General features: G+C 63.9%; 26 protein-coding genes and 1 tRNA gene. 5 read left to right on the top strand and 22 right to left on the bottom strand.

Annotated features, from left to right (window positions below; translation table 11 throughout):
• Positions 1–39: 39 nt before the first annotated feature.
• The gene (locus SLW55_RS13415) at positions 40–453 is read left to right on the top strand and encodes a hypothetical protein (protein WP_320745263.1); all 414 of its coding nucleotides are present in this window, start codon (positions 40–42) and stop codon (positions 451–453) included.
• A gap of 222 nt (positions 454–675) precedes the next feature.
• Here SLW55_RS13415 and SLW55_RS13410 read toward each other — a convergent pair whose 3' ends face one another.
• The 3 genes from SLW55_RS13410 to SLW55_RS13400 all read right to left on the bottom strand — a co-directional run bounded on the left by SLW55_RS13410 (position 676) and on the right by SLW55_RS13400 (position 2,748).
• A complete protein-coding gene (locus tag SLW55_RS13410; RefSeq protein WP_320745262.1) occupies positions 676–2,037 on the bottom strand; it encodes a PIN domain-containing protein in 1,362 nt (453 codons plus the stop codon).
• A 214-nt stretch (positions 2,038–2,251) separates the two neighbouring features.
• Positions 2,252–2,386 carry a hypothetical protein gene (locus SLW55_RS13405; protein ID WP_309915245.1) on the bottom strand — a complete coding sequence of 45 codons (135 nt, stop codon included), beginning with the start codon at positions 2,384–2,386 and terminating at the stop codon, positions 2,252–2,254.
• A gap of 35 nt (positions 2,387–2,421) precedes the next feature.
• Complete coding sequence (locus tag SLW55_RS13400; protein WP_320745325.1) at positions 2,422–2,748, bottom strand: helix-turn-helix transcriptional regulator; 327 nt, start codon at positions 2,746–2,748, stop codon at positions 2,422–2,424.
• 105 nt (positions 2,749–2,853) lie between these two features.
• Here SLW55_RS13400 and SLW55_RS13395 point away from each other — a divergent pair, with 105 nt between their 5' ends.
• From SLW55_RS13395 to SLW55_RS13380, 4 genes are all read left to right on the top strand, one after another.
• On the top strand, positions 2,854–3,612 hold the full coding sequence (locus SLW55_RS13395; protein ID WP_320745261.1) for a hypothetical protein: 759 nt from the start codon (positions 2,854–2,856) through the stop codon (positions 3,610–3,612).
• Positions 3,613–3,687: 75 nt separating this feature from the next.
• Positions 3,688–4,002, top strand: coding sequence for a hypothetical protein (locus tag SLW55_RS13390; protein ID WP_320745260.1), 315 nt, complete (start codon positions 3,688–3,690; stop codon positions 4,000–4,002).
• Positions 3,999–4,379 (top strand): hypothetical protein, encoded by a 381-nt coding sequence (locus SLW55_RS13385; protein WP_320745259.1) that lies wholly within the window; start codon positions 3,999–4,001, stop codon positions 4,377–4,379. The genes SLW55_RS13390 and SLW55_RS13385 overlap by 4 nt, the downstream gene beginning before the upstream one ends.
• Before the next feature lie 355 nt (positions 4,380–4,734).
• Positions 4,735–5,475, top strand: coding sequence for a DNA/RNA non-specific endonuclease (locus SLW55_RS13380; protein ID WP_152180818.1), 741 nt, complete (start codon positions 4,735–4,737; stop codon positions 5,473–5,475).
• 115 nt (positions 5,476–5,590) lie between these two features.
• Here SLW55_RS13380 and SLW55_RS13375 read toward each other — a convergent pair whose 3' ends face one another.
• The 19 genes from SLW55_RS13375 to ftsH all read right to left on the bottom strand — a co-directional run bounded on the left by SLW55_RS13375 (position 5,591) and on the right by ftsH (position 25,486).
• Positions 5,591–5,926, bottom strand: a complete 336-nt coding sequence (locus tag SLW55_RS13375; protein WP_267102444.1) for a hypothetical protein — start codon at positions 5,924–5,926, stop codon at positions 5,591–5,593.
• Between the two features lie 377 nt (positions 5,927–6,303).
• Positions 6,304–6,774, bottom strand: a complete 471-nt coding sequence (locus SLW55_RS13370; protein WP_320745258.1) for a hypothetical protein — start codon at positions 6,772–6,774, stop codon at positions 6,304–6,306.
• Between the two features lie 190 nt (positions 6,775–6,964).
• Complete coding sequence (locus tag SLW55_RS13365; protein WP_320745257.1) at positions 6,965–7,369, bottom strand: H-NS family nucleoid-associated regulatory protein; 405 nt, start codon at positions 7,367–7,369, stop codon at positions 6,965–6,967.
• A 92-nt stretch (positions 7,370–7,461) separates the two neighbouring features.
• Entirely contained in the window at positions 7,462–9,039 is a 1,578-nt protein-coding gene (locus SLW55_RS13360; protein ID WP_320745256.1) for an ArsR family transcriptional regulator, read from the bottom strand.
• Positions 9,032–9,406 carry a DUF6516 family protein gene (locus SLW55_RS13355; protein WP_320745255.1) on the bottom strand — a complete coding sequence of 125 codons (375 nt, stop codon included), beginning with the start codon at positions 9,404–9,406 and terminating at the stop codon, positions 9,032–9,034. The genes SLW55_RS13360 and SLW55_RS13355 overlap by 8 nt, the downstream gene beginning before the upstream one ends.
• Positions 9,407–9,660: 254 nt before the next feature.
• Positions 9,661–11,130 carry a site-specific integrase gene (locus SLW55_RS13350; RefSeq protein ID WP_320745254.1) on the bottom strand — a complete coding sequence of 490 codons (1,470 nt, stop codon included), beginning with the start codon at positions 11,128–11,130 and terminating at the stop codon, positions 9,661–9,663.
• Positions 11,131–11,199: 69 nt separating this feature from the next.
• Positions 11,200–11,292: transfer RNA gene (locus SLW55_RS13345), tRNA-Ser, on the bottom strand.
• 81 nt (positions 11,293–11,373) lie between these two features.
• On the bottom strand, positions 11,374–11,586 hold the full coding sequence (gene csrA / locus SLW55_RS13340) for a carbon storage regulator CsrA (protein ID WP_010341308.1): 213 nt from the start codon (positions 11,584–11,586) through the stop codon (positions 11,374–11,376).
• A 136-nt stretch (positions 11,587–11,722) separates the two neighbouring features.
• Positions 11,723–14,374, bottom strand: coding sequence for an alanine--tRNA ligase (alaS, locus tag SLW55_RS13335; protein ID WP_267093990.1), 2,652 nt, complete (start codon positions 14,372–14,374; stop codon positions 11,723–11,725).
• 106 nt (positions 14,375–14,480) lie between these two features.
• Entirely contained in the window at positions 14,481–14,975 is a 495-nt protein-coding gene (recX, locus tag SLW55_RS13330) for a recombination regulator RecX (protein ID WP_017914259.1), read from the bottom strand.
• 116 nt (positions 14,976–15,091) lie between these two features.
• A complete protein-coding gene (gene recA, locus SLW55_RS13325; RefSeq protein ID WP_017910627.1) occupies positions 15,092–16,129 on the bottom strand; it encodes a recombinase RecA in 1,038 nt (345 codons plus the stop codon).
• A 196-nt stretch (positions 16,130–16,325) separates the two neighbouring features.
• Positions 16,326–16,961, bottom strand: a complete 636-nt coding sequence (gene lexA, locus SLW55_RS13320; RefSeq protein WP_017910626.1) for a transcriptional repressor LexA — start codon at positions 16,959–16,961, stop codon at positions 16,326–16,328.
• A gap of 334 nt (positions 16,962–17,295) precedes the next feature.
• The gene (gene ubiB / locus SLW55_RS13315) at positions 17,296–18,972 is read right to left on the bottom strand and encodes a 2-polyprenylphenol 6-hydroxylase (RefSeq protein WP_267099421.1); all 1,677 of its coding nucleotides are present in this window, start codon (positions 18,970–18,972) and stop codon (positions 17,296–17,298) included.
• A 34-nt stretch (positions 18,973–19,006) separates the two neighbouring features.
• Positions 19,007–19,501 (bottom strand): CinA family protein, encoded by a 495-nt coding sequence (locus tag SLW55_RS13310; protein WP_017914255.1) that lies wholly within the window; start codon positions 19,499–19,501, stop codon positions 19,007–19,009.
• Positions 19,502–19,682: 181 nt separating this feature from the next.
• Positions 19,683–20,993, bottom strand: a complete 1,311-nt coding sequence (hflX, locus tag SLW55_RS13305) for a ribosome rescue GTPase HflX (protein WP_320745253.1) — start codon at positions 20,991–20,993, stop codon at positions 19,683–19,685.
• Positions 20,994–21,019: 26 nt separating this feature from the next.
• The gene (gene hfq, locus SLW55_RS13300; protein ID WP_010341316.1) at positions 21,020–21,295 is read right to left on the bottom strand and encodes an RNA chaperone Hfq; all 276 of its coding nucleotides are present in this window, start codon (positions 21,293–21,295) and stop codon (positions 21,020–21,022) included.
• A 119-nt stretch (positions 21,296–21,414) separates the two neighbouring features.
• The gene (gene miaA, locus SLW55_RS13295; protein WP_267093989.1) at positions 21,415–22,365 is read right to left on the bottom strand and encodes a tRNA (adenosine(37)-N6)-dimethylallyltransferase MiaA; all 951 of its coding nucleotides are present in this window, start codon (positions 22,363–22,365) and stop codon (positions 21,415–21,417) included.
• Positions 22,365–23,270, bottom strand: coding sequence for a dihydropteroate synthase (folP, locus tag SLW55_RS13290; RefSeq protein ID WP_267099419.1), 906 nt, complete (start codon positions 23,268–23,270; stop codon positions 22,365–22,367). The genes miaA and folP overlap by 1 nt, the downstream gene beginning before the upstream one ends.
• Before the next feature lie 278 nt (positions 23,271–23,548).
• Complete coding sequence (gene ftsH, locus SLW55_RS13285; protein WP_017910619.1) at positions 23,549–25,486, bottom strand: ATP-dependent zinc metalloprotease FtsH; 1,938 nt, start codon at positions 25,484–25,486, stop codon at positions 23,549–23,551.
• Positions 25,487–25,510: the final 24 nt, after the last annotated feature.

Below are 25,510 nucleotides of genomic sequence, written 5' to 3'. Positions count from 1 at the left end.
CTCGCCGAGTATTGGCAGACCAAATCAAGGAACTAAACGATGGAAACCGCAATCGTGGCCGGACTTTTTTCTCTCCTTGGCGCATTGCTAGGAGCATTTCTATCGCGAAAAGGCGAGCGTGGCCGCTGGATCAGAGAGAGACGAGCCTTAGCGGCCGAGAAGTTCTTGGCCACATTGAGCGAATGTAGCAAGGTCCACTACCATCAGAAGCACGCCAATCGAACCGAGCAAGCGTTGGCTGTTGCAACGACGTTCCTGCCAGCGGAGGACTACGCGCGCGTAGTTCGCCTCTATCTGCCAGATGCGAAACGAGAGAAATTTTCCATCCTCACCAATAAGATCGTTACGCTACACATCTCTTTAGGTGCAAATGCTGCCCTACTAAGTGATCTGAACAAGGCGATGGATCAGCTGCAAGAACTATTTGAGGAAAGCCTAACCACCCCTTACTAGCTCCCTAGTCATTTTTCTCAGCCCCCTGATTATTGAACCACTCCCCATAGGGAGTGTTACGGGCGAGGTGGCGATTGAAGTCTTAGATGCAGTCGGCACGGCCCTCTCAAACGACAGAGAGCATACTTCGCCCCAAAAATCGTCGTGAACGCAACGTCGGAAAGCGGAGTTCAACGCCGTCGAATTAATTCACCGATGCCGATAAAATAACACTGGCTTGGATTACAACGTGCTGTCGATCAGCAGTCGCCCTACTACTTCGTCACTATCCTGCCAGTTGATCGCCAAGCGGATCGGATACTTTTTCTCGATGGCCTTGGGAAGGTTTCTTGCCGACCAGCGGACATGCAAGCATCCTCTCGGCTCATCTTCATTTTGAGGCAGGCATAGGATGACAGGAAGCTCTACTCTACGGATCTGATGCCGAAAATCCTCACATGTTCCCTCAGCAGCCTTACACATTAGATGGTCTTTATCTTTGTAATCCCAATAGAAGCCCTGAAGATCGCGAGCTTCTGGTGGCATTCGGATGAGGTCATGCATCCTGCTTAGATGCTCAGGAAAGGTGGGCTGCCTCAACATACTAAACCGTTCCATTTTTGGCGGCCTCGGCAGAACCAAGCGGGGCGAAGATGTATAGAGCTCGTTCTTCAACACATCGTTAACCAACATCATCGATCCTTCAACCCATGCTCTAACCAACAGGCCCTCTGCTGGAGCGCTACCTGAGTTGCTAACGGCAAGGGTCAGATCGACCGAGCCGTGGTAGAGGTTGAGTCTCGCTGTCTGTCTCTTTAGATGCTCCTTGGTCTTATTCCACCATTCACTTCGCTCTTGCTGATACTTTTCGATCGCTGCTGCTCTGGTCACTGTGACCTGCCCAGGAACACCAGCGCTTTCTTCCGGATGCCGTTGTTCGATAACCTGCATCGCGTCGTCAAGAAACTCTTCGGACAATGGGCGATAACGGCAGATGGATCCTTCAACCCGTTCGATCACCTCGCCCTTACTGACCAGTTGCACCTCAAGCTGCGGTGAACGCTTGCTCCAAGTCCTCAATTCATCCTTAAGCTTAGCGATCTCCTTGTCTCGATCATCAGTCTCGGGATCGAGAAGCCAAGAGTCAGGAATCTTCTGGTGGGACAGACCAAGAGCCTTGGCCATTCTTCGCGGCAGTCGGTCATTGCTCAAGAATGCAAGGTCCCCAAGCATCTGCTGAAGAGCAACGGCTTGCTCAACAATCCTTCCATCGGCTGTGGAAAGATCCAGTACGGTCGGTTTCGTTCGTCCTGAGTCCAAGAAGGGTGCAAGCCGCCATACAACCTGCGGCCCACTCTCTTTGACCACCAGCTCCTCGAGCTCATCATCAATCAGGGGATCCAACTTGGCAAATACGTCACGCGCACGTCTGGCCGGGCGAGTGTTGCCATTGGCCTTATGGCGATCGAGCTCCCCCAAGACTTCGTCAAGCAAAAAAAGCTCGACTCTTACCGCATCGGTCAGATCCTGCCAAGGCAACTGCTCTGCCGTCTTAGCTTGGAGAAAGAAATTCGTATCGGGGGCATAGCGTTGAATTCGGTCCATCCCCTATTCTCACCCTCCCTGGAGCCATTTTCCAGCAGGTTAGCAAGGGCGTTGGAGTGAGGACCTTTAGCGTCATTAGTTCTGGCATCCGGGCTACGCAGTTCTTAGCAGAGCCCCCCAACTCCACTTCGTTGCCGTCAACTACAACAAAGGGCGCATCACGGAAGGGCGATGCGCCCTTAAAAAACCTCTCAGCCAACCTCCAATACCAGCCTCACTTCTTCTTGCTTGGCCCGCGAGGCGGCGTCTTAATGGTTTCCACTACAGAGCCTTGCTTATCACGCTGCGCTTCTTTGACGGGCTTGAATTTACCCGTGCCTGCATCTCTCCCAATCTTCTTCGTAGCCATTCGCCGCTCTCCTTGATGAAGGAAACTACCGAATTTCAACGTTTGATCTTTTTCAACAACCAACGCGCTGCTTCCGCGCGCTCTTCTGGCGACAACTCATCTAGCGCCAAAATTACGTTTGCAGTGTGGTCATCCCCCGCCACCAGGTAGGCCATTGGCACACCCAGCGTATCGGCCAGCTTCCCCAGCCCATCCAAGTCGATCCCGCTGACCTCTGTCTCGTAGCGGTTGACCCGGCTGCTGGCCAACTTCTTATCCAACCCCATCAGCACCCCCAGCGCTCGTTGGCTGGCGATGCCGCGCAGCTCTCGGGCCTGCTTGAGGCGAGCTGCAAAGAGAGCGCGGGGTGAGGCCTTCGACAAGTGAATGGGAGTTGAAAACTGGGCCGAACAGCATGACTCGGTCCTCCTCTGCATGGCAGACTCTTCATGAAATGTAGCACCCTCCAACCACAGACAGGGGATTTCATGAAGACCGCACGGATCGCAGGCGCCGCCCTGCTCGTAACATCACTGGCCATCTCGGCCCACGCCCAAGACGGCTCCGACCCCAAGCCCTGCTTCTTCCGCCAGCTGGGCGGCAGCCTCAAGGACGCGGGCAAGCAGATCGTGGGCATCAAGCCGAACGCAGACACCAAGTCCACCGCCCGGACCAGCGGCACAGGCCCCCTCTACACGCCCCTCAGCGGCACCGGGAAGCTGCGCGGGCTCTTCAAGGGCGACAACCACCAGGCCGCCCAGGCAGGCCGCTTGGAGTGGCCTCGGGTCGCGCTGACGTTCACCGAATGGGGCGTCTCGCTGCCCTGCTGGACCGTGGAAGCGCGTATCTGGTCCGACCCCGCGACCTCGAGCACGGAGACCTTCCGCGCCTGCGCCGACGCGCCGCTGACCGACACCGACGACTTGGGCGAGACGGCCGAGCTCAACACGTCCGCTTTGTGGAAAGGCCGCGACACGCTGACCGGCATCCGCGTGCCGCCCAGCAAGCCGAACACGGGCGCTCAGCGCGCCACGGGGCCCACCCCGCCTGCGCAACCGTTCGCCGTCAACGTGAGCCGCCCCGGCGTCGCCGATCGCGCCGTCGACGTCGCCCTGCGCGTCGCCTGGGTCTCGGGCTTCCTCCAGACCGCGGATCTCCATCCGGGAGCATCGGGATTGCTGACGCCCTTCAAAGACACCCGGCTCTGGATCGCGGGCTTCAAGCCCGACGGCAACCGCGACCGGTAGGCACTCGCCTTCCCGCTCCTATTCCTCTCGCGGGCCGGCCTACCGGCCCGCACCACCCAGCAAAGGAACGACAGGATGAAAAACACATGGATTGGCCTGGTCGCGTTGACCACGGCCTTGGGCCTGACCGCCTGCAGCGGCAAACCCTCGAACGACAACGCCAAGCAGGCCCTGGTGACCCTGCTTGAGCAGAGCGGCGCCGGCCGAGTGAGCGACATTCGGGACTTCGAGCTGACCGGCTGCACCAAGGCCGAGGACGCCGACGGCTACCGCTGCGACACGCGCGGCCAGGTCGTCCTGGAGATTGCCGGTCGGCAGGTGCCCGTGCCCGTCAACAAGAACTTGCGCTATGCCAAAGCCGACGGCACGTGGAGGGCCTACGCAAAATGACGACCCGCCCTGACCCGATGGCCAGCACGCCGGTTGGCTTGGCACACCCGCTTCCTGGCGCCTGTGCGCCGCGTGCTGCGCCTAAAAAAGTGCTGACGCCGCACAACCGGTTTTTCTGGTGGTTCTCGCTGACCCTGCTCTTCCTGGGTCCGTTCGGCTTCCTCGTCGGGCCTTTGATGGCCCGGCGCGGTCTGCGGAAAGCGGAGCGGCTCTACCCGGGCGCCGCCTACGCAGCTCGGCAGCGCGACCAGGGGTTCACTGCTGGGCAGTGGTGGGTCATGACGCCACTGGCTCTGATGGGAGCCTTCTGGATCTTTTCGCTGCTGAGCGGGCTGCCGATGGTGTTGCTGGTGCTGTGGGTGCAGCTGACCAGTTGATTCCGATAGAGCATCCGCATCAAAAAGCCCGGCAATCCGGGCTTTACTTTTTGCTCCATACCTCGCCCTTATTTCATGGCTGTGGAGGCCGTTTTACAGCGACGCAGTCTTCCGACCAGGTCACACCTTGGCCAATCCGCGGTTGACCCGCTCAGCGCGCTGTTAGATACATGTCGCAACCGCGTGCCACTCCGTGGCAAAGGGGCGCGGTTGTCGTCTCTCCACCACACCGGCATCGAGCCGGTCTCGGCTGTCTGCTCCACCTCTGTCAACTCGCGCGTCTCTCAACATGCACGGCCCTTGTCCGTGCGTGCTGGGTTCGTGCGGCCTGCCTAAACACATGGAGAAGTGCACTATGCGATTCCGGATCTTCCTCGCCGTCTTCCTGTTCACCACCGCCAGCGCTGCAGCGCAGGCCCAGGTCGTCACGCTCAACAAGGGCGGCTTTATCCTGACCTACGACTGCACCGAGCACACCGCCACGCGCTACGAATACTCGCTCAACGCGGACACCGGTTCCGCGGCTCGTCCGTCCGACTTCAAGCTCGATACCACCCTGCCGAGCGGCTGTGGCGGTCAGACCTCGACGAAGTCCTACGCCAGCGTGCGCTCGGGCTACGACCGTGGCCACCTGGTCACGTCGAACCACATGGACTACAACTCGACCTACATCGTGCGCGCGAACCTGATGTCCAACATCGTGCCGCAGGTGTCGGGCTTCAATCAGGGCATCTGGGTGAGCGCGGAAAATGTCGCCGAGTGCTACCGCGATATCCGGCCGGTGAAGGTCTACGGCGGCGTGGTCTTCGGAGACACGTCTAACGACTACTTCCTCTCGAGCCACGGCATCCGCACGCCCGAATATTTCTGGAAGACGATCATCACCACGGACCCAAGCACCGGCGCCGAGAAGGCCATCAGTTGGATCATTCCGAACCAAACCGGTCTGGGCAGCCTGGACGACTACATCGTGTCGATCGCTGACTTGGAAGAGCTCATCGGCGCCAGCAATGTCGGCATCACGGCATCGTCCGCGGTGAAGAACATGCTGCCGGCGACGACGTGGAAGCTGCCGAGCAACTGCGATCTGAGCTGAGCACGCGCCGGCTTCGCAACGCGTTTCCTCGAAAGCCCTGGGTCACCACCTAGGGCTTTCTCTTTGCGGGCAAGGGATAGCTACGAGGGGAGTCCCGCTCTCCGGGATCATCCGCTCAACTGGTCGCGTCGCCCTCAAGCACGGGCAGCGGTTGTCCCGCGGCAGAGCCGATCGGCAGGCGAGACTCGGCGCCAGGCGTGACGACGATGACCGTAATGACATCGTCCTGCAGCGAGTTGATTTGAACGAACTTGAGGCCGGCCTTCTCGAACACATAGGCCTTGAACAGCGGCGACAGGCTGACGTTTTGTTTGCCGGGCGGCACGCGCTCTCCCATGCCTTCGATGACGTCGGCCGGGTTCAATGCCGGCTGCTCCGCTGCCTTGGCGAGCGGGCACAACCCGGCGGCCATCATGGCCACGCCGATCACTATTCCGGAGAAGGATTTCATCGGTCGATCCTTGAGGTATGCGGCCTCATAGACGCTACTGCTGGGCCGAAGGGGCCGCAAGCGCCGCCCATAGGGAGGGAAAAACCGTCTACGGGATTGGACAAATGCATCCGCGAAGTCGAGCTCGAGCCGCGGCCCCTCCCCGCCTGGCCCATATCAGACCGCAGCCCAGCCGGGCGAAAAGCAAAGGCCCCGCGTGCGGGGCCTTTGATCGTCGGCGCTTAGGTGGAGGTTCTGGCCTCCGTCCCCCAGCCATGGTGGGTGAAGTGGCCTGGACGATGGAGACAGCTTGCCATGGGAGATGCGGACTCGTGATCAGTTGAACACGGACCTTGGCATCAGAAAAATCCTACGCAAACCTCACAGCCTTCAAAGCCCTAGTCCTTCACTTTTTGCTTCACCGCATTCCGCCGCTCAAGCCTCTCCTCAAGCGCCGCAACTTTTGCTTCTTGGCGCTGCACATACTTGGCTCCCTTCTTCAGCCGAATGATGATGCCGATCGCGTAGACGACACAGGTATAGATGCCCAATCCAAGGATGGCCAAGATTGGCCCAATCAGCTTTGCTCCACCGTCCATGAAAGCCATCGGCGCATAGGCCATTCCAATCCCCAGGATTCCGAAGCAGCAGAGCAATTGGGTGAGAAGAAATTCCGCAACTTTTCCTGGGTTCTGCTGAAGACTCAATACCTTGTTCAACTCAGCCCGAAGGATCTTGAGGCTAATCCTGTCGTTCATCAGGCCTAGCCGCATCCTTGCCCATCCCAGTGCCCAACCACCTCCTCCAAGCAGCAGAGCAACGACGATTCCGTTGAAAATTCCGTTCGCGTCAAAGTGCAGGTCACCCATGATTTCTCTCTCTCTCGCTGGTTGATTTTTCAGCCCGTGCGGCTAGCACCCACATCCGATGCGCGCCACGGCAGGAGTAGACAGAAGAGGTGTCGCACAGATCGAGACAGTGCTTGGGAATTTTTCCGGTTTCCCAAAGCAAAAAGCCCTGGATCACCAGGGCTTCTTTTCAACGAACGTCCGAGACGGGCTACCCCGGATACTTCGGAAACTTCTCGTCCGGGTGGCTGGCCTTCCACTGCTTGTAGGCCGCCGTGCCCTCCCACGCCTTGAACGCCAAGGGGGTGCGTCCGCGGCCCGACCAGGTCTCCTGGGTATGGGGCAGCCAATACTTGGGGGCGACCTCCTTTTTGGCCTGGGCGGGAGCAGCCCTGCGGCCACGGCCTGGGCTGCTGGCGCCGATGGCCACCGCCAGCTCGGCTTTCTGCTTAGGGGTGAAGTGCTCGCCGTATTGGGTTAGCAGGCTCGTGATTTCCGCAATAGCGGAAGCAGCCTGTTCTTGGCGGAGGGCTGCTTCTTGCTCTTCAAGCTTGCGGAGCTCTTCTTCGAGCTTAGCCTTGGCGGAAAAAATCGACTCAAAATCACTCTTATTCATTTAGCTAACATCCCAACTAACACCTTAAACAATCAATTTCGATCAGGCAGCCCAACTCCCGGGTGCCACTTCCGATCATTATCACCACACCTCTATGCACCTTCTAAAAAGTTGTTGCGATATTGATAATTCACAACATCAAAGTGAACCCCGTAATGCGAAGCAACCTCACCAAAGGACTTTCCATCTTCGTCAACCATAGCGATAACCCCCACTGCGGGCGCCATAAATTCAGCAGCAAAAGCACGCCCCACAGCTTGACGATCAGTATAACTATTGGTCACGCATGATTTTTTGCTCTGAAAAACCAAATAGTCCCCAATTGATCTCGCCAAGGCAAAAGTCCCACCCGTTACACCCCACTCTTCTTGCACCAGCACAGTTGGAACACCCTTCGTTTCTTCCTGAAAGGCTCCGAGTGGAGCCCCATCTAAGCAGCTAAGTTCAAATCTTTCAGCACCGAACAATCGAGCAAGACTCGCCACGTCCCCGACCGCAGCTTCCCCAGTCAAATTAAGGTGTGCACGAAGTATCTTGGCAGCAAATATGCCTTTCTGCCATGGCTTCAATCCACTCCCAGCCAACCCTAGAATTCGATTGCGTGTAAGTAGGGGAATCTCAGGAATTCCAAAAAGTGTATTAAGACCTTCAACATTCCTAATCTCACCCCGAATTCTCCCAGAAACCTTTTCAAAATCATCAGCAGGTATCACGGATGCAAAATCCAACCGAGAATCCTCATCCGGCATGAAAGAAATAAGATCGCGCACAAGCTGGGCCACTTCATTTGATAACCCATATGGCATCAAATTAAGAGCACCTGCAGTCCGACAAAAATCTCGCTCCGCAGGCTCTCCATAGGAGTCTTCTAACCGAGACAGGTTAGACGCCAGCGTCTCATCTATAGTTTCTTTCCTTAGATTGCAGGCCGCAAGCACTGGACGGAAAATAGACTCAATCAACTCATGCTCAAAAGATGCGCGATCAACGGCATCTCGTTCGAGCTGAGAAGTAGAGCCATTCCGCAACAATCGCTCAACTCTTGGTCCAGTTGACCGAAGAAGCAATGTTATCTCATGATTTTCAGAAGTTGAAAAGCTTCCAACCTTATAGGGTGCATCCCTGCGATACCAGATCCTCCACCAGCTATCAAAAAGGCGATGTATCGCCGCCCGAATATCATCATTATCAGTGCCCACAACAATCTGACCACGCAAAGGAGCATTAATAGAAAGATGACCAAGCTCTCCCTCAGCTAAATTTTCATGTGAAATGAAAAAATAGGGAGAAGGACCTTGAATTTCGTCCTCGACACCACCAGCCGTCTCATTTACTGGATCGCCGGCACGTTTGACAAGGCCTAGCTCCTCGACCTTTTGAAGGCCGAGAGCGGTAAGACTAGGCACAGACATCCGACCGTTTGCTATGACTTGAACCAAGCCAGCTCTCATGAGCGCGGACAAAGAGCGACTAACATTTGGCTGAACTCGATCAGCGATCCTGGAAAGCTCACCAATACTTTGCGGGTTATCCTGATAAATTATAAGAAGAAGCTCGCGATTTACGGGACTGGCCAGCACCTCAAGCCAAGCGGTATTTTCATCAACGACGCTGTCTCTCCGAGCCGTCAATCTGGCCCGCAGATCCCTTCCTGAAATAACCTTACTCATTGGTGCCATCCTCGAAATCAAACGAAAATCCCTTATTGATACAGTGAGCTTCCATACGCTCCCAGAAATCATCTAAAAGCTTCCCTGGGCTAACAAAGTCATATTGGAACCGCTGACCGACTTTTCCTACTCGATGTTCGTGATCAAATGTGTCATCAGGTCCCGCGCCATCGAACGCATGCGAATTGTCAAAGCCCAAAATGCGATTTCCACGCTCATCCTTGAGAACAAGTGCGTAGCTAAGACCTCTAGGGCGTCCCACAGAGACATCGCACCACTCTGCGCGAATCACCACGAGCCACCCACAGGTGAGCCGATACGTCCCGGACTCATCTATCAACCATGCAAGACCACTATCACCGATCATCCATATCTTCCTATGATATATGTCAAATCATCCACGTCAAGCATACGACTACTAGGAAGGTCAACCTACTCGCAACTAAAAATCTCAGTAAGCAATGAGACTTTAGATTTCCATCCATCACATGAGATTTACGTCCTTGATACAAACGACCAATTAACAATAGCGGACAGCTAATAGGACACCTCGTCACGTAGCTCAGGTCGGAAATTCAGTCAAAGCTCGTTAAAAATTGGCGGGGGCCGTCCGATTGACAGTCATATGTCGATAACTTTGCAATCAGCCAGTTCCACACTCCACGCGATAGCTGAGTGGCAAGCCGCAGCCAACGCCCTCGGACTGAACTCCGTCTCATACGCATGGGCATGCTCCTGCCGGTCGGACAGCTCGTGCCCCGTGTATTCCTCTCGCATTTCCCGATGAACCCCAGCCGCCTTCAACGCGCCGATGACCGTGTCCCGGAAGCTGTGGTGCCCCACCCTGCCGCCGCCTCGCGCCTTGATGCCCAGCTTGACCAGGTAGCGTGAGAACGCGTGCTGGGTCCGGCCGGCCGGACCGTTCTTGGCGTCGAAGCTCAGCTCGGGGAAGAGCTTCGTCTCGCCGGCTGCCTTGAGCCGCTCCACGCGCTCCCACAGGCCCAGCTTGATGAGGTCCGGGTGCACAGGGGTCTTCCGGTCGCTGGCGTCCGTTTTGAGGCTCTTGTCCTCGCCCATCCAAGTGAAGTGGAAGATGGGAATGCCGTCTTCCTCTCGGCAATCCTCGAGCTCCAACCTCGCCACCTCATTGGAGCGTGCGCCGGTGTAGAGCAGGATGAGCGGGAGCCACCGTGCCGCGTCGCCCTTCAACTGCTTGAAGTTCTCCGGGTCGAAGATGCGCTTGACCTGGTCCGGGGTGAACGCCTGCGAGCCGTGACTCTTCGCTCGCTGCTTCTTCAACTGCTTGGGCACGGAGGCGTGCCCCGACGCCGGGTTGTCGCCTTGCGGGTAGTGGCCAGCCGTCTGCGCCCACTTGATGAAATCCGCGCAGGCCGAAAACCGGTTGGTGATGTAGGTGATGACGCGCTTCTGTGCGGTCTCGTGCAAGAACCACTCTGAGAAGTCGGTCCGCGTCAGCTCCTTCAACATCACCGACTGTTTGCCTTTGCCCTTGCGCTGGCTCGTCACGAAGGCTTCCAGGTCCTTCAGGGCGCGGGTCTTCTGGACAATGGTCTTGGCGGTGTTCTTGCCCTGGATGCTGACCAGATACTTGTCGCGCGCAGCCGCGAGGGTCAACCCCACCGGACGCGGTTCGCTGATGGGCTTGACGACCCTGCGCGGAGGAAACGGTGTCGACGACGGCACGGGCACCGCGTGCTGCTCCGCGAGCTTCTGGAACAACGACAAGTCGTTCTGGTCGTTGATCTCCACCTGGCCGAACGAAGCACCGCCCGGCAGCTTCACGTCCTTGAGGATCAGCTCAAGCGACGACTTGCCCTCCAGGCTCTTCAAGAGCTCTTCCAGCTCCTTCCCCATGCTGCCGTTCCTGATGGCTGCGAAGGCTTGAGCATAGCGTTGCTGCAACAGGAGCGCGTAGCCAAGCGCGGCGCGATCGCACGTCGTGCCGGCACTGCGCTTGATGACCTTGCGCCCGAAGCGGGCCTGCAGGTCAGCAGGAACGCGCAGACGAACGTAGTAGCGGCCGGTCTCGCCGCGCGTCAGGTAATGCGCTACTCGCATGGAAGTGTCCAAGCGAGTGTCCAAGGTCGGGAAAAAGAAAAACGCCCACAAATACTTGATTTGCGGGCGTTTCCTTGACACTGGCGGAGTGAGAGGGATTCGAACCCTCGATAGAGCTTTTGACCCTATACTCCCTTAGCAGGGGAGCCCCTTCAGCCACTCGGGCATCACTCCGGATTTCTGCGCTGCGGATATTCCGCGACCGGGCGCGAAGAATACCGGGTTGTGGGGTCTCAGGTAAACCCTTTCGACGCATCAATCGGCAGATTGGTCGCCGTGACCGCCGCCGTGGGAGTTCGGCTCGTCGCCGCGCTGGATGCGCTGGTAGATCTCTTCGCGATGCACCGCCACGTCCTTCGGCGCGGTGATGCCGATACGCACTTGATTGCCCTTGACCCCAAGCACCGTCACGGTGACCGAATCGCCGATCATCAAGGTTTCGCCTACCCGGCGAGTCAGGATCAACATTTTTAGAATTCTCCAGGGAACCGGTGGGTCTCACCGGCACGGCGCCCGCGCTGCGGCACGCCCCATAATGAAAGTGAAAAGAGGAGTGATGTTACGGGAAGCCGCGCCCTGCCAGCAAGGCGCGGCGTTCGGATGTTCAGGGGAGATGTTGCTTGACCCAGGCGGGGACGCCGGCGAGTGCAGGGGCAAGGGCGGGCCCGTCCTCGCCACCACCCTGGGCGAGGTCCGGGCGGCCGCCGCCCTTGCCCGAGATCTGACCGGCGATATGGCTCAACAGTTCCCCGGCCTTGACCCGTCCCATTGGGCTGCCGTTCACGCCGGCGACCAGGGCGACCTTGCCCTCGCTGGCGCCGGCCAGGACGATCACGCTATCGCCCAGCTGCTGCTTCAGACGGTCCATCGCCTCGCGCAGGGCCTTGGCGTCGAAGCCTTCCAGTCGCACGGCGAGGACCTTCACACCGGCCACGTCGATCGCCGAACCGGCCAGGTCGGCGGTGGCGCCGGACGCCAGCTTGGCCTTCAGCGCCTCCAGCTCCCGCTCCAGGCGCTTGTAGCGGTCGCCGAGCTGACGGATCTTGTCGACCACGTCATGGCTGTTGCCGCCGACCAGGTCGGCCGCCTCGCGCAGCCGGGCCTCCTCGGCCGCCACGTAGTCCAGCGCGCCCTGCCCGGTCACCGCCTCGATGCGGCGGACGCCGGCAGAGACGCCGCCTTCGCTGGTGATCTTGAACAGGCCGATGTCCCCGGTCCGGCCGACGTGCGTGCCACCGCACAGTTCGGTGGAGTAGTCGCCCATCTTCAGCACGCGCACGCGCTCACCGTACTTCTCGCCGAACAGCGCCATCGCGCCGAAGTCCAGCGCTTCCTGCATGCCCATCTGGTGCACTTCGGCCGCATTGTTGGCGCGGACCTGCTGGTTGACCTTGCGCTCGATCAGCGCCAGTTCCTCGGCCCCGATCGGCTGGAAATGCGAGAAGTCGAAGCGCAGCCGATCCGGCGCCACCAGCGAGCCCTTCTGCTGGACGTGGGTGCCCAGTACCTCGCGCAGGGCCGCATGCAGCAGGTGCGTCGCCGAGTGATTGAGGATGGTGGCGCCGCGGCGCTCGGCATCGACCTCACCGGCGAGCACGTCGCCGAGCTTCAGGCTGCCTTCTTCCAGGGTGCCGACGTGGCCATGGAACTGGCCGGCGAACTTCTGCGTGTCGGTTACCGTCAGGCGGGTGCCGGCGGCGCTCAATGTGCCTAGATCACCGACCTGGCCGCCGGATTCGGCATAGAACGGGGTCTTGTCGGTCAGTACGATCACCGCGTCGCCGGCCTGGGCGGACTGCACCGGACGACCGTCCTTGAGCAGGGCGACCACGCGCAGGCCGTCGGCCTGCAGGCTGTCGTACCCCAGGAACACGGTCGGGGCCAGCGTCGCCACCAGATCCGCCGGCAGCTGCACGCCGCCGCCGAACTTGCCGGCTTCGCGCGCGCGCCGGCGCTGCTCGTCCATCGCCGTCTCGAAGCCCTGCTCGTCCACGCGTAGATCGCGCTCGCGGGCGATGTCCTGGGTCAGGTCCAGCGGGAAGCCGTAGGTGTCGTACAGGCGGAAGGCATCCTCGCCGGCGATTATCCCGCCCTGCGCCTTGGCGGCGACGTCCTCGAAGATCTTCATACCGGCATCGAGGGTTTCGGCGAAGCGCTCTTCCTCGGCCTGCAGGGCGCGCAACACGGTGTCCTGGGCAGCGGCCAGCTCCGGATAGGCCTCGCCCATCAGCTCCACCAGGGTCGGCACCAGCTTGCTGAAGAACGGCTGGCGCACGCCGAGCATCCAGCCATGGCGCAGGGCGCGGCGAATGATCCGGCGCAGCACGTAGCCGCGGCCTTCGTTGGACGGCAGCACGCCGTCGACGATCAGGAACGCGCAGGCGCGGATGTGGTCGGCGATCACGCGCAGCGACTTGTTCTCCAGGTCGGCGGTGCCGGTCAGCTCGGAGGCCTTGCGGATCAGCGTCTGGAACAGGTCGATCTCGTAGTTGGTGTGCACGTGCTGCAGGATCGCTGCCAAGCGCTCCAGGCCCATGCCGGTGTCCACGCAGGGGGCCGGCAGCGGCACCAGGGTGCCGTCGGGCTGGCGGTCGAACTGCATGAACACCAGGTTCCAGATCTCGATGAAGCGGTCGCCATCCTCGTCGGGCGACCCCGGCGGACCGCCGGCGATGTGCGCGCCGTGGTCGTAGAAGATCTCGGTGCACGGGCCGCAGGGGCCGGTGTCGGCCATCTGCCAGAAGTTGTCCGAGGCGTAGGGCGCGCCCTTGTTGTCGCCGATGCGCACGATGCGCTCGGCGGGCACGCCGATCATGTCGCGCCACAGGCCGTAAGCCTCGTCGTCGGTGTGGTAGACGGTGACCAGCAGGCGCTCGGCCGGCAGCTTCCAGACCTGGGTCAGCAGCTCCCAGGCCCAGGCGATGGCGTCCTTCTTGAAATAGTCGCCGAACGACCAGTTGCCGAGCATCTCGAAGAAGGTGTGATGGCGCGCGGTGTAGCCGACCGAATCCAGGTCGTTGTGCTTGCCGCCGGCGCGCAGGCAGCGCTGCACGTCCGCCGCGCGCACGTAGCTGCGCTTCTCGGCGCCCAGGAACACGTCCTTGAACTGCACCATGCCGGAATTGGTGAACAGCAGCGTCGGATCGTTGCCGGGCACCAGCGGTGCGGACGGCACGATGGTATGGCCCTTGCCCTTGAAGAAGTCGAGGAAGTCGCTGCGGATCTGGGAGGTGGAGAATTTGGCGGGTGCGTTCATGGGCTGGCTATAGACGAGCGGACGGGCGTCCTGGCGCTCCCTCGTAGATGAGGGCGCCACGGAAACCGGACAAGACAACTCGCCAAGGGTAGCAGGCCCGGCCCGCTCAGTCCTCCGCAGCGTCGCGCACCGCGGCGCGGATGCTGTCCCCATCGAAACCGCGCCGCGCCAGCAGATCGGCGGCTTTGCGCTGCTGCGGCAGGTCCATCGCCCCGGCAGTACCGAAGCGGCGCCGGACCAGATCGCGCGCGTTTTCGGTCCAGTCGCCCTCGAAGGCCCCCATCGCGGTGGCGATGGCCTCACTGTCCAGGCCGTGGGTCCCAAGCTCGGCACGGATATGCAGCGGGCCATACCCTGCCCCGGCGCGGCTGCGCACCAGCAGTTCGGCAAAGCGCCCGTCGTCCTGCCAGCCCTCGCCGCTCAGGCGTTCCACTGCCTCCGCGGCGGCGTCGGCTTCCACGCCACGCGCACGCAGCTTGCGGGTCAGCTCCTTGCGCGAATGCTCGCGCCGCACCAGCAGACCCAGCGCCTTCTGCAGCGGCGTCTGTTCCGGTTGCCGGCGACGCCGACGTGGTGCTTCTTGTGCCTGTTCGTCGCTCATGGGCGATGCCACCCCATTCAAAATGCGCCGTCCCTGGCGCGCGCCCTCCTGGCTTGCTCAAGACTGCCGAGGGAGACGAGCGGCACTGACTCCACCGCTCCCCCGGCAGAAAACCATTACGCGTCGTCGTCTTCCGCCTCGGCCTCGCTCGGGGCGATTTCCGTGGGCTGGAACTTCTCGCGCAGCTCGCTTTCCAGCTTGGCCGCGACCTGCGGGTTGTCGCGCAGGTAACCGCGGGCGTTGTCCTTGCCCTGGCCGATGCGCTCGCTGCCGTAGCTGTACCAGGCGCCGGCCTTCTCGACCAACTTGGCTTCCACGCCCATGTCGATCAGTTCGCCCTCGCGGCTGATGCCCTCGCCGTAGAGGATTTCGGTGACGACCTGCTTGAACGGCGGCGCCAGCTTGTTCTTGACGACCTTGATCTTGGTCTGGTTGCCGATGATCTCGTCGCCCTTCTTGATCGCGCCGATGCGGCGGATGTCCAGGCGCACCGAGGCGTAGAACTTCAGCGCGTTGCCGCCGGTGGTGGTTTCCGGGCTCTGGCCCGGCATCATCACGCCGATCTTCATGCGCAACTGGTTGATGAACACCACCAGGGTGTTGGAGCGCTTGATGTTGCCGGTGAGCTTGCGCAGCGCCTGGCTCATCAGACGGGCCTGCAGGCCCGGCAGCTGGTCGCCCATCTCGCCTTCGATTTCGGCCTTGGGGGTCAGCGCGGCGACCGAGTCGACCACCACGATGTCCACCGAGCCCGAGCGCACCAGCATGTCGGCGATTTCCAGCGCCTGCTCGCCGGTGTCCGGCTGCGACAGCAGCAGCTCGTCGACGTTGACGCCCAGCTTGGCGGCGTAGATCGGGTCCAGCGCGTGCTCGGCGTCGATGAACGCGGCGGTGCCGCCGTTCTTCTGGCACTGCGCGATGGCCTGCAGGGTCAGGGTGGTCTTGCCCGAGGATTCCGGACCGTAGATCTCGACCACGCGGCCCTTCGGCAGGCCGCCGATGCCCAGCGCGATGTCCAGCATCAACGAGCCGGTCGGGATCACTTCCACCGCTTCGATGACGCGATCGCCCATCCGCATCACCGAGCCCTTGCCGAACTGCTTCTCGATCTGGCTCAGGGCGGCGGCGAGCGCGCGCTTCTTGTTCTCGTCCATTGTGGTGTCCTTGGAAGGTGAGGAGGATTTGCGGAGTGAGGTCAATGTAAGGGCCTGGTATCGCACGGACTGAGACAGTGCGTGGCGAGATGAAAATAATTCGTCCGGACCGGGCGACGGCAGCGGCGAATGGCGATATCCGGGGTCGGAAAAGTCCGGCCGGCGCTGTAGTGGATGCCCTGCTCCACGCGCGGCATCAGCGGTTGGGACGCAGCAGGCCGCAGTACAGGCCCTCGATGGCGAACTCCTGGTCCGGCAGCACCTCGATCGGCGCATAGTCCGGGTTGCGCGGGAGCAGGCGGATGCGGTCCTTGCCGATCTTCAGCAGCTTGACCGTGATCTCCTCGTCGATGCGCGCCACCACGATCTGCCCGGAGCGGGCGTCGCGGGTGCGGTGCACGCCGATCAGGTCGCCGTCGAAGATGCCTTCGTCGCGCATGGAGTCGCCCTGCACCTTCAGCAGGTAGTCCGGTGCCGGCGAGAAGAACACCCGGTCCAGCACCACGAAGTCGTCGGAGCCGATGTCCGCGCCGATCGGCAGGCCGGCGGCGACACGTCCGAGTACTGGCAGGCGCAGCACGTCGGCGCTGTCCACCTGCGGCGCGGGGGCCGGAGCGGCCGCCCCACCCAGCAGGCGGATGCCGCGCGCCTGCCCGGGCACCCGGCGGATCGCGCCGGCCTGTTCGAGCGCTTCCAGGTGGTACTGGGCCGCGCGCACGCCTTTGAAGCCGAAGGCACGGGCAATCTCGGTCTGCGACGGCGGCACGCCGTCGTGTTCGATGCGCTCGGCGATCAGGTCGAGGATCGCCTGCTGGGTTTCGGTCAGGTCCATGGTTAGTAGTAATACTACTAAATTAGCTGGCGAGCAACTGGCACGTGGGTCTGGAGTGCCGGCGCGCTTCGCTGCCGCCAGTGATGGATGCTCCGCGCGACCGCCCGCAATGCCGTCGTCGGCAGGCGCGAGGCTTCTGATCCTGGAGGCCTTTTTGGACCCCGCACAGCGTCAGTGCGATGTGTACCGGGGGATTCGAGTGCATCGCGTCGGGGCTGAAGCCCCTCCCACAAGGGATCGCTTGCGCGCCGACACTCCTGTGAAGCGGGGCGCTGCCTGCGGACCAGCCGCCTCGCAGCTTCCGGCAGATCGTGCTCGAGAGCATGCGCCGCGCTCAGCGCCCGCTGCGCCAGATCGAGAACAGGATCCACACCCCCGACAGTGCCGCGCCGACGAAGCCGCAGACGCCGATCGCCAGCAGCCAGCGGCTGGAAATGCCGCCGACGCTGTTCATCACGATCGACGAGCCGATGATCAGCGCGGCGGTGACGATGCCCATGGTCAGGCGGTTGGCGGCGCGGTTGACCTGGTCGCCGAAGCCTTTCAGCGAGCCGGTCTCCACGTTCAACTGCAGGCGCCCGCGCCGCGCCGCCTGCAGCAGCCGGCGCGTGTCGCGCGGCAGGTCGCCGAGCAGTTCCAGCGCGCCCAGCACGGTGCGGCGGCCGCGCCTGGCCATCGCCCGCGGCGCGAACCGCTGCAGCATCACCCGCTCCAGGTACGGGGCGGCGGCGCCGGCCATGTCGAAGTCCGGATCGAGCTGGCGCCCGACCCCTTCCAGGGTCAGGAAGGTCTTGATCATCAGCGCCAGGTCGGCCGGCAGCGCCAGCGCGTGCTGGCGCAGCAGCGCGGTGACGTCGCCGAGCATCGCGCCGACCCGCAGATCCTTCAGCGGCACGCCGCGGTACTGGTCCACGAAGGCGGCGATTTCCAGGTGCAGGCGCGCCTCGTCGACCTCGACTTCGCCGTCGGTCCACTCCAGCAGGATGTCGGCGACCGCCTCGGCGTCCTGCGTGACCAGCCCGTGCAGCAGTTGCACCACCTGGTAGCGGCGCTGTTCGGAAATGCGCCCGACCATGCCGAAGTCGATCACCGCGATGCGCTCGCCGGGCAGGTAGAAGATGTTGCCCGGATGCGGATCGGCGTGGAAACAGCCGTCCTCCAGCACCATCTTCAGCACGATGTCGGCCCCGGTACGCGCCAATTGGCGACGGTCCAGGCCGGCGGCGTCGACCGCGGCCAGGTCGCGGCCGCCGATGCCGTCGACGAAGTCCTGCACGTTCAAGGTCTCGCAGGTCCATTGCCAGTGCACCCGCGGGATCACGATCTCGTCGTGTCCCTGGAAGTTGGCGGCGATGCGCTCGGCATTGCGGCATTCGCCGGCGAAATCCAGCTCGCGGCGCAGCGACAGGGTGAATTGCTGCACCACGGCAGCCGGGTGGTAGCGCTTGAGGTCCGGCGCGCGCGCCTCGACGATCTCGGCCAGCCGCGCCAGCAGCCGCAGATCGGCCTCGATCACCTCGCGGATGCCGGGGCGGCGCACCTTGATCACCACGGCGGTGCCGTCGTGCAGCCGGGCGCGATGGGTCTGCGCCAGCGAGGCGGCGGCCAGCGGGGTTTCCTCGACCTCGGCGAAGATCGCCGTCGGTGCCTCGCCGAGCGCCTCGATCAACTGCGGCAGGATCTGCGGGTAGTCCAGCGCCGGCGCGGCGTTCTGCAGTTCGCCCAGTTCGTCGATCCACTCCGGCGGCAGCAGGTCCACGCGCGTGGCCAGCACCTGGCCGAGCTTGACGAAGGTCGGGCCGAGGTCCTGCAGGGCGCGCCGTACCCGTTGCGGCGCCGACATGCGCAGCAGTTCCTCGGCGTTGTGCCAGTGCAACAGGCGCCCGGCGCGTTCCAGCACGTCGGCCATACCGATGCGCCGGACCACGTCGCCGAACCCATAGCGGATCAGCACCGAGGCGATTTCCTGCAGGCGTCCCAGGTCGCGGACGGTGCTCAACGCCTCCCACATCGCGCTCATCCTCGGGGAAGGCGCGCGGCCACGATCACAGTAACGCGTCCAGGCCGCGCAGGGCCGCCGCCACGGTCTGCCGGCGCACCGCGTCGCGGTCGCCCGGGAACTGGAACAACTGCGCGCTGGCGTAGCCGCCGCGACGCTTCCAGCCCAGCCAGACGCTGCCGACCGGCTTGTCCGCCGAGCCGCCGCCGGGGCCGGCGATACCGGTCACCGCGACCGCGACGCTGGCGCCGGAATTGACCAGCGCGCCGGACACCATTTCGATCACCGTCTCCCGGCTGACCGCGCCGTGGTGCTCCAGCGTCTGCGGGCGCACGCCCAGCAGCGCCTGCTTGGCCTCGTAGCTGTAGGCGACGATGCCGCAGTCGAACCAGGCCGAAGACCCGGCGACGTCGGTCATCACCTTGGCGATCCAGCCGCCGCTGCAGCTTTCGGCGGTGACCAGGCGCTCGCGCGCGGTGCGCAAGCGATCGCTGAGGGCGGTGGCCTGTTGCAGCAGATCCGAATCGGTGGGAAGCGTCATGGCACAGCTCGGGAAACCAGTGCGCTTTGTAGCCCAATTCGCCGTGGCTGTCGCGCCTGCGCGTGCCGGCGGATGGCCGGCCGTCAGCCAACGCCGCGCATGGGCCGCGACCACGCCGGCCCGCCCATCGGCGTCGAGCGTGCCGACGCCAGCGTCGACGCGGCACTCAGCGCTGCTGCCACTACTCCTGCTCGCGCGGCGGCAGCAGCGCGCGGATCGGCGCGCCGTCGGCCGCGGCGGCCAGGCGCTCGGCCTCGGTGATCGGGATGTCCACCTGCAGCAGCCAGCCGTCCTCGTCGGCCTGCTCGCTGCGGATCACCTGCAACTGGTGCAATTGCGAGCGCAGGCGTCCGGCGCTCGGCGGCAGGCGCAGGCTGCCCTGCACGTGGCGCAGGCCCAGGCGCTGGCCGAGCACGTGCTGCAGCAGGTCCAGGCCGCGCCCGTCGCGCGCGGAGATCCACACCCGCTCGCGCCGCGCGGTGTCCGGCACGCCGTCCTGCGCATCGTGACGCACCTCGGCGCCCTCGATGCGGTCGATCTTGTTGAACACCAGCAACTGCGGCAGTTCGCCGGCGCCGACCGCGTGCAGCACCTCGTCGACCTGGGCGATGCGCTCCTCGCGCAGCGGATCGGCGGCGTCGACCACGTGCAGCAGCAGGTCTGCCTCCCGCGCCTCGGACAGGGTCGAGCGGAACGCCGCCACCAGCTCATGCGGCAGGTTGCGCACGAAGCCGACGGTATCGGCCAGCATCGCGTTGCCGCCGGGCAGCGCGATGCGCCGCACGGTCGGGTCCAGGGTCGCGAACAACTGGTCGGCGGCGTAGGCTTCGGCGCCGGTCAGCGCGTTGAACAGGGTCGACTTGCCGGCGTTGGTGTAGCCCACCACCGCGATCCGCGGCAGCTCGCTGCGCACCCGCGCGCGGCGCATCTGGGTGTGCTGCACCTCGACCTTATCCAGCCGCTTCTGCAACTGCTCCACACGCTTCTGCAGCAGGCGGCGATCGGTTTCCAGCTGGGTTTCGCCGGGGCCGCGCAGGCCGATCGAACCACCGCGCTGGCGCTCCAGGTGGGTCCAGCCGCGCACCAGCCGGGTGGCCATGTGCCGCAACTGGGCCAGTTCGACCTGCAGCTTGCCTTCGTGGCTGCGCGCGCGCTGGGCGAAGATGTCCAGGATCAGCCCGGTGCGGTCGATCACGCGCCGCTCCAGGTATTTCTCCAGGTTGCGCTCCTGGCCGGGGCTTAGCGCGTGGTTGACCAGAACCAGGTCGGCACCGCTGGCGTCGGCGGCGGCCTTGACCTCTTCCAGCTTGCCGCTGCCGATCAGCGTCGCCGGGCTCGGCTTGTCGATGCGCGCGGTCACGGTGGCGGCGATGCTGGCACCGGCCGAGCGCGCCAGGTCGGCGAACTCCTCCAGCACATCGTCTTCCAACGGACCGCCGGCGTAGGGCTGGATCAGCAGTGCATGTTCGCCGCGGCGGGACCGATCAAACACCCGCGGCTCCGCACTTCGTTACGGTACTACTCGACTTCATCATCACCCGCACTGCCACCTTCGTTCTGCTGCACATAGCCGCCGCCCGGTCCCACGCGCACGTTGCGCGCCGGCACCACGGTGGAAATGGCGTGTTTGTAGACCATCTGGCTGACGGTATTGCGCAGCAGGACCACGAACTGATCGAACGACTCGATCGTGCCCTGCAGCTTGATGCCGTTGACCAGATACACCGAGACAGGGACCCGTTCGCGACGCAACGCGTTGAGGAAAGGATCCTGCAAGGATTGCCCCTTGGACATGCTTCACTCCCAAATTATTGTTTTTATTGTCCGGGACGGCACTGCAGCTCCCCTGCCGTGGTCCGGAACGTCGATGTTACACAACCGCGGGCGCCAGCACAGCGCGGCGGCGCGCCCGATCAGCCGAGGAAGGCGTCCAGGGCCGCCTGCAGGCGCCCGGCGTCGCGCGCCGGGTCGAACCAGCGGGCATCCTGCTCGCCGCGCAACCAGGTGAGCTGGCGCTTGGCCAGCTGCCGGGTGGCGGCGATGGCGCGGACGCGGAAGTCCGCCGCATCGCCGACGCCGTCCAGGTACTCCCAGGCCTGGCGGTAGCCGACCGCGCGCACCGCCGGCAGCGCCAGCGGCTGCGCCACCGCCTGCATCCCGGGCAGCGCACGCAAGGCGCGCACTTCGTCGAGGAAGCCCTGCCCCAGCATCGCGTCGAAGCGGGCCTCGATGCGCCCGTGCAGCACACTGCGCTCGGCCGGCGCCAGCACCAGTTTCAGCACCCGCAGCGGCAGCCGCGGCGGACCCGGGTCCGCCTGCCAGGCACTGATCGGCCGGCCGCTGAGCCGGTACACCTCCAGCGCACGCTGGATGCGCTGCGCGTCCCCGGGGCGGATGCGCTGCGCGGCCAACGGATCGATCCGCTGAAGTTCCGCGTGCAATGCCGCCCAACCCTCGGCATGCGCCTGCGCGGTCAGCGCCGCGCGCAGCTGCGGGTCGGCCGCCGGCATCGGCGCCAACCCTTCCAGCAGCGCCTGGAAGTACAGGCCGGTGCCCCCGGCCAGGATCGGCAGGCGGCCGCGGGCCACGATCGCCTCCAGCGCGGCGCGCGCGTCGGCGGCGAATTCGGCCGCCGAATACGTCTGCCAGGGATCGCGTAGGTCCAGCAGGTGGTGCGGCACCCGCGCGCGCTCGGCGGCATCGGGCTTGGCCGCGCCGATGTCCAGGCCACGGTAGACCAGCGCCGAATCGACGCTGACGATCTCGCCGCCGCAACGTTCGGCCAGGGCGATCGCCGCGGCGGTCTTGCCCGAGGCGGTCGGGCCCATCAGCGCGATCGCGCGCGGGCGCCGGTCGGCCGCCATCAGTCCTCGTCCGGCCAGCGGATCGTTGCCGCGGCCGACGCTGTGGCGGCGCGCGGCAACGGCACGGCCTGCAGCGCCTGCCAGACCTTCAGCGCGTCGACGGTGGCAGCGACGTCGTGCACACGCAGCAGCGCGGCACCGCGCTGTGCAGCCAGCAGATGCGCGGCGACCGAGCCGGCCACCCGCTGCTCCGGCGCCTCGCGCCCGGTCAGCTCGCCGATGCTGCGCTTGCGCGACAAGCCGGCCAGCACCGGCACGCCCAGCTCGACCAGCCGCGCCAACTGGGCCAGCAACTGCAGGTTGTCGGCGGTGCTCTTGCCGAAGCCGAAGCCCGGGTCGACCAGGATGCGTCGCTTGTCGATGCCGGCCATCTCCGCGGCGAAGATGCGCTCGGCCAGGAACCGGTGCACCTCGCCGACCACGTCGTCGTAGCCGGGCGCGCTGCCGGCGGCATAGGCGTCGGCGGGCATGTGCATCAGCACCACCGGCACCCCCAGTTCCGCGGCAGCGTCCAGTGCGCCGGGCTGGCGCAGGGCCTGCACGTCGTTGATCATGCCGGCGCCCGCCGCGACCGCGGCGCGCATCACCTCCGGCTTGAAGGTGTCCACGCTCAGCGGCAGCGCGGTCTGCGCGGCCAGCCGCTCGATCACCGGAATCACCCGCCGCAGTTCTTCTTCCACCGGCACCGGCGTCGCGCCCGGACGGGTCGACTCGCCGCCGATATCCAGCACGTCGGCGCCCTCCTCGGCCAGACGCAGGCCGTGCGCCACCGCCGCGTCCACGCTGGCGTGCGCACCCCCGTCGGAGAACGAATCCGGGGTGACATTGACGATGCCCATCACCCGCGGGCGATCGAGCAGCAGCCGGTGGGCGCCGCACTGCAAGCTGGGCGAGGTGTCGAACATCGGTGAGTCTCCTGGTAGTGGCCGTGGCGGGCGGCGGGATGGCGCTGCGCAGCGCCATGCGGCATCCGCGACACACGCATGGCGGCAGCGGCCTACGCGACGTTTCCGCGGCACATCGCATCGACGCGGCAACCTGCGGCCAGCGCAGTGCCATTGTCGCCCACGCGCATGCAGGCGGCGAGTCGGCGTAAGCCGATGCGACCGGCCCCGCACCGCCACCAACAAAAAAGCCAGGGATCGCTCCCTGGCTTTTCGACGCTTGAAGGGCGCTCCTGCGCTTACACCTGCTCGGCAGGCCCGGCGATCGGCGGCAGCGGACGCGAATTGCCCTTGTCGTTGTTGCCGCCGTCCTTGCCGGACTTGTTCCAGCCCATCGGCGGCGGCGGATCGCGGCCTTCCATGATCGCCTCGATCTGCGGCGCGTCGATGGTCTCGTACTGCAGCAGCAGCTGCGACATGGTGTGCAGCTTGTCCAGATTCTCGGTGAGGATCTGCGTGGTCTTCGCATACGCCTTGTCGAGGATTGACCGCACCACTTCGTCGATGCGCCGCGCGGTGTCGTCGGAGACGCTCTTGTGCTGGGTCACCGAACGGCCCAGGAACACTTCGTCGTCCTCCTCGCCGTAGGCGATCGGCCCCAGCTCGTCGGACAGGCCCCACTTGGTGACCATGTTGCGCGCCATCTTGGTCGCGCGCTCGATGTCGTTGGACGCGCCGGTGGTGACCTTGTCGGTACCGAAGATCAGTTCCTCGGCCACGCGGCCGCCATACAGCGAGCACAGCTGCGACTCGATCGCCACACGGTTCATCGAGTACTTGTCGCCTTCCGGCAGATACATGGTCACGCCCAGCGCGCGGCCGCGCGGGATGATCGTGACCTTGTAGACCGGGTCGTGCTCGGGCACCAGGCGGCCGACGATGGCGTGGCCGGCTTCGTGGTAGGCGGTGAGCGTCTTCTCGTCCTCGCTCATGGCCATCGAACGACGCTCGGCACCCATCAGGATCTTGTCGCGGGCACGGTCGAAGTGGTCCATGCGCACTTCCTTGACCGACTCGCGCGCGGCGAACAGGGCCGCCTCGTTGCACAGGTTGGCCAGGTCGGCGCCGGAGAAGCCCGGCGTGCCGCGCGCGATCACCATCGGCTCGATGTCGTCGGCCAGCGGCAGCTTGCGCATGTGCACCTTGAGGATCTGCTCGCGGCCGCGCACGTCCGGCAGGCCCACCACGACCTGGCGGTCGAAGCGTCCCGGGCGCAGCAGCGCCGGATCCAGCACGTCCGGACGGTTGGTCGCGGCGATCACGATCACGCCCTCGCCGCCCTCGAAGCCATCCATCTCCACCAGCAGCTGGTTGAGGGTCTGCTCGCGCTCGTCGTGACCGCCGCCCAGGCCGGCACCGCGATGGCGGCCGACCGCATCGATTTCGTCGATGAAGATGATGCACGGCGCATGCTTCTTGGCCTGCTCGAACATGTCGCGCACGCGGCTGGCGCCGACGCCGACGAACATTTCCACGAAGTCCGAACCGGAGATGCTGAAGAACGGCACCTTGGCCTCGCCGGCGATGGCCTTGGCCAGCAGGGTCTTGCCGGTACCCGGCGGGCCGACCATCAGCACGCCGCGCGGGATCTTGCCGCCGAGCTTGGTGAACTTGGTCGGATCGCGCAGGAAGTCGACCAGTTCGCCGACCTCTTCCTTGGCCTCGTCGCAGCCGGCGACGTCGGCGAAGGTGATCTTGATCTGGTCCTCGCCCTGCAGCTTGGCGCGCGACTTGCCGAAGGACATCGCGCCCTTGGCACCGCCGCCGCCGCCCTGCATCTGGCGCATGATGAACAGCCAGAAGCCGATGATCAGGATGACCGGCAGGAAGTTCAGCACCAGCGACCAGAAGCCCGGACCGTTGTCGGGCTTCTGCCGGGTGATGTCCACGTTCTTGCTGTACAGCACGTCGATCAGCTTGCCGTCGCTCGGGCCGTACACCGAGCCTTCGCTGCCGTCGGCGCGCTTGAAGCGGATCGCGTTGACCGACAGGTTGGTGGCATCGGTGAAATCGACCGACTTCACCCGCCCGGCGTCCACGTCCTTCAGGAACTGGGAGTAGGTCACGTTGTCGGTGCCCGCGCCGCCGGCGAGCCGCGGCGAGAAGCTCTGGAACACCACCATCAGCACGACGGCAACGACTACCCACAACAGCAGATTCTTGGTCAAGTCGTTCATCCTCATTGGCTCCGGTGTCCCTTC

This window comes from Xanthomonas sp. LF06-19 (genome assembly GCF_034105425.1).
In the GTDB taxonomy this organism is placed as follows: Bacteria; Pseudomonadota; Gammaproteobacteria; order Xanthomonadales; family Xanthomonadaceae; genus Xanthomonas_A; species Xanthomonas_A sontii.
Note: the sequence above shows the minus strand (reverse complement) of the source record. Positions and strands in the feature narration are given on the sequence as shown.

Excerpts from the sequence above, each read along its gene's own strand:
- SLW55_RS13390 (WP_320745260.1), top strand. The coding sequence starts at position 3,688 with ATGAAAAACACATGGATTGGCCTGGTCGCGTTGACCACGGCCTTGGGC.
- SLW55_RS13355 (WP_320745255.1), bottom strand. The coding sequence starts at position 9,406 with ATGATCGGTGATAGTGGTCTTGCATGGTTGATAGATGAGTCCGGGACG.
- SLW55_RS13380 (WP_152180818.1), top strand. The coding sequence starts at position 4,735 with ATGCGATTCCGGATCTTCCTCGCCGTCTTCCTGTTCACCACCGCCAGC.
- SLW55_RS13395 (WP_320745261.1), top strand. The coding sequence starts at position 2,854 with ATGAAGACCGCACGGATCGCAGGCGCCGCCCTGCTCGTAACATCACTG.
- recX (WP_017914259.1), bottom strand. The coding sequence starts at position 14,975 with ATGAGCGACGAACAGGCACAAGAAGCACCACGTCGGCGTCGCCGGCAA.
- SLW55_RS13375 (WP_267102444.1), bottom strand. The coding sequence starts at position 5,926 with ATGAAATCCTTCTCCGGAATAGTGATCGGCGTGGCCATGATGGCCGCC.
- SLW55_RS13410 (WP_320745262.1), bottom strand. The coding sequence starts at position 2,037 with ATGGACCGAATTCAACGCTATGCCCCCGATACGAATTTCTTTCTCCAA.
- miaA (WP_267093989.1), bottom strand. The coding sequence starts at position 22,365 with ATGGCGGCCGACCGGCGCCCGCGCGCGATCGCGCTGATGGGCCCGACC.
- folP (WP_267099419.1), bottom strand. The coding sequence starts at position 23,270 with ATGTTCGACACCTCGCCCAGCTTGCAGTGCGGCGCCCACCGGCTGCTG.
- SLW55_RS13310 (WP_017914255.1), bottom strand. The coding sequence starts at position 19,501 with ATGACGCTTCCCACCGATTCGGATCTGCTGCAACAGGCCACCGCCCTC.
- SLW55_RS13370 (WP_320745258.1), bottom strand. The coding sequence starts at position 6,774 with ATGGGTGACCTGCACTTTGACGCGAACGGAATTTTCAACGGAATCGTC.
- SLW55_RS13415 (WP_320745263.1), top strand. The coding sequence starts at position 40 with ATGGAAACCGCAATCGTGGCCGGACTTTTTTCTCTCCTTGGCGCATTG.
- SLW55_RS13405 (WP_309915245.1), bottom strand. The coding sequence starts at position 2,386 with ATGGCTACGAAGAAGATTGGGAGAGATGCAGGCACGGGTAAATTCAAG.
- lexA (WP_017910626.1), bottom strand. The coding sequence starts at position 16,961 with ATGGACCTGACCGAAACCCAGCAGGCGATCCTCGACCTGATCGCCGAG.
- SLW55_RS13385 (WP_320745259.1), top strand. The coding sequence starts at position 3,999 with ATGACGACCCGCCCTGACCCGATGGCCAGCACGCCGGTTGGCTTGGCA.
- csrA (WP_010341308.1), bottom strand. The coding sequence starts at position 11,586 with ATGTTGATCCTGACTCGCCGGGTAGGCGAAACCTTGATGATCGGCGAT.
- hfq (WP_010341316.1), bottom strand. The coding sequence starts at position 21,295 with ATGTCCAAGGGGCAATCCTTGCAGGATCCTTTCCTCAACGCGTTGCGT.
- recA (WP_017910627.1), bottom strand. The coding sequence starts at position 16,129 with ATGGACGAGAACAAGAAGCGCGCGCTCGCCGCCGCCCTGAGCCAGATC.
- SLW55_RS13360 (WP_320745256.1), bottom strand. The coding sequence starts at position 9,039 with ATGAGTAAGGTTATTTCAGGAAGGGATCTGCGGGCCAGATTGACGGCT.
- SLW55_RS13365 (WP_320745257.1), bottom strand. The coding sequence starts at position 7,369 with ATGAATAAGAGTGATTTTGAGTCGATTTTTTCCGCCAAGGCTAAGCTC.
- ftsH (WP_017910619.1), bottom strand. The coding sequence starts at position 25,486 with ATGAACGACTTGACCAAGAATCTGCTGTTGTGGGTAGTCGTTGCCGTC.
- ubiB (WP_267099421.1), bottom strand. The coding sequence starts at position 18,972 with ATGTGGGAGGCGTTGAGCACCGTCCGCGACCTGGGACGCCTGCAGGAA.
- alaS (WP_267093990.1), bottom strand. The coding sequence starts at position 14,374 with ATGAACGCACCCGCCAAATTCTCCACCTCCCAGATCCGCAGCGACTTC.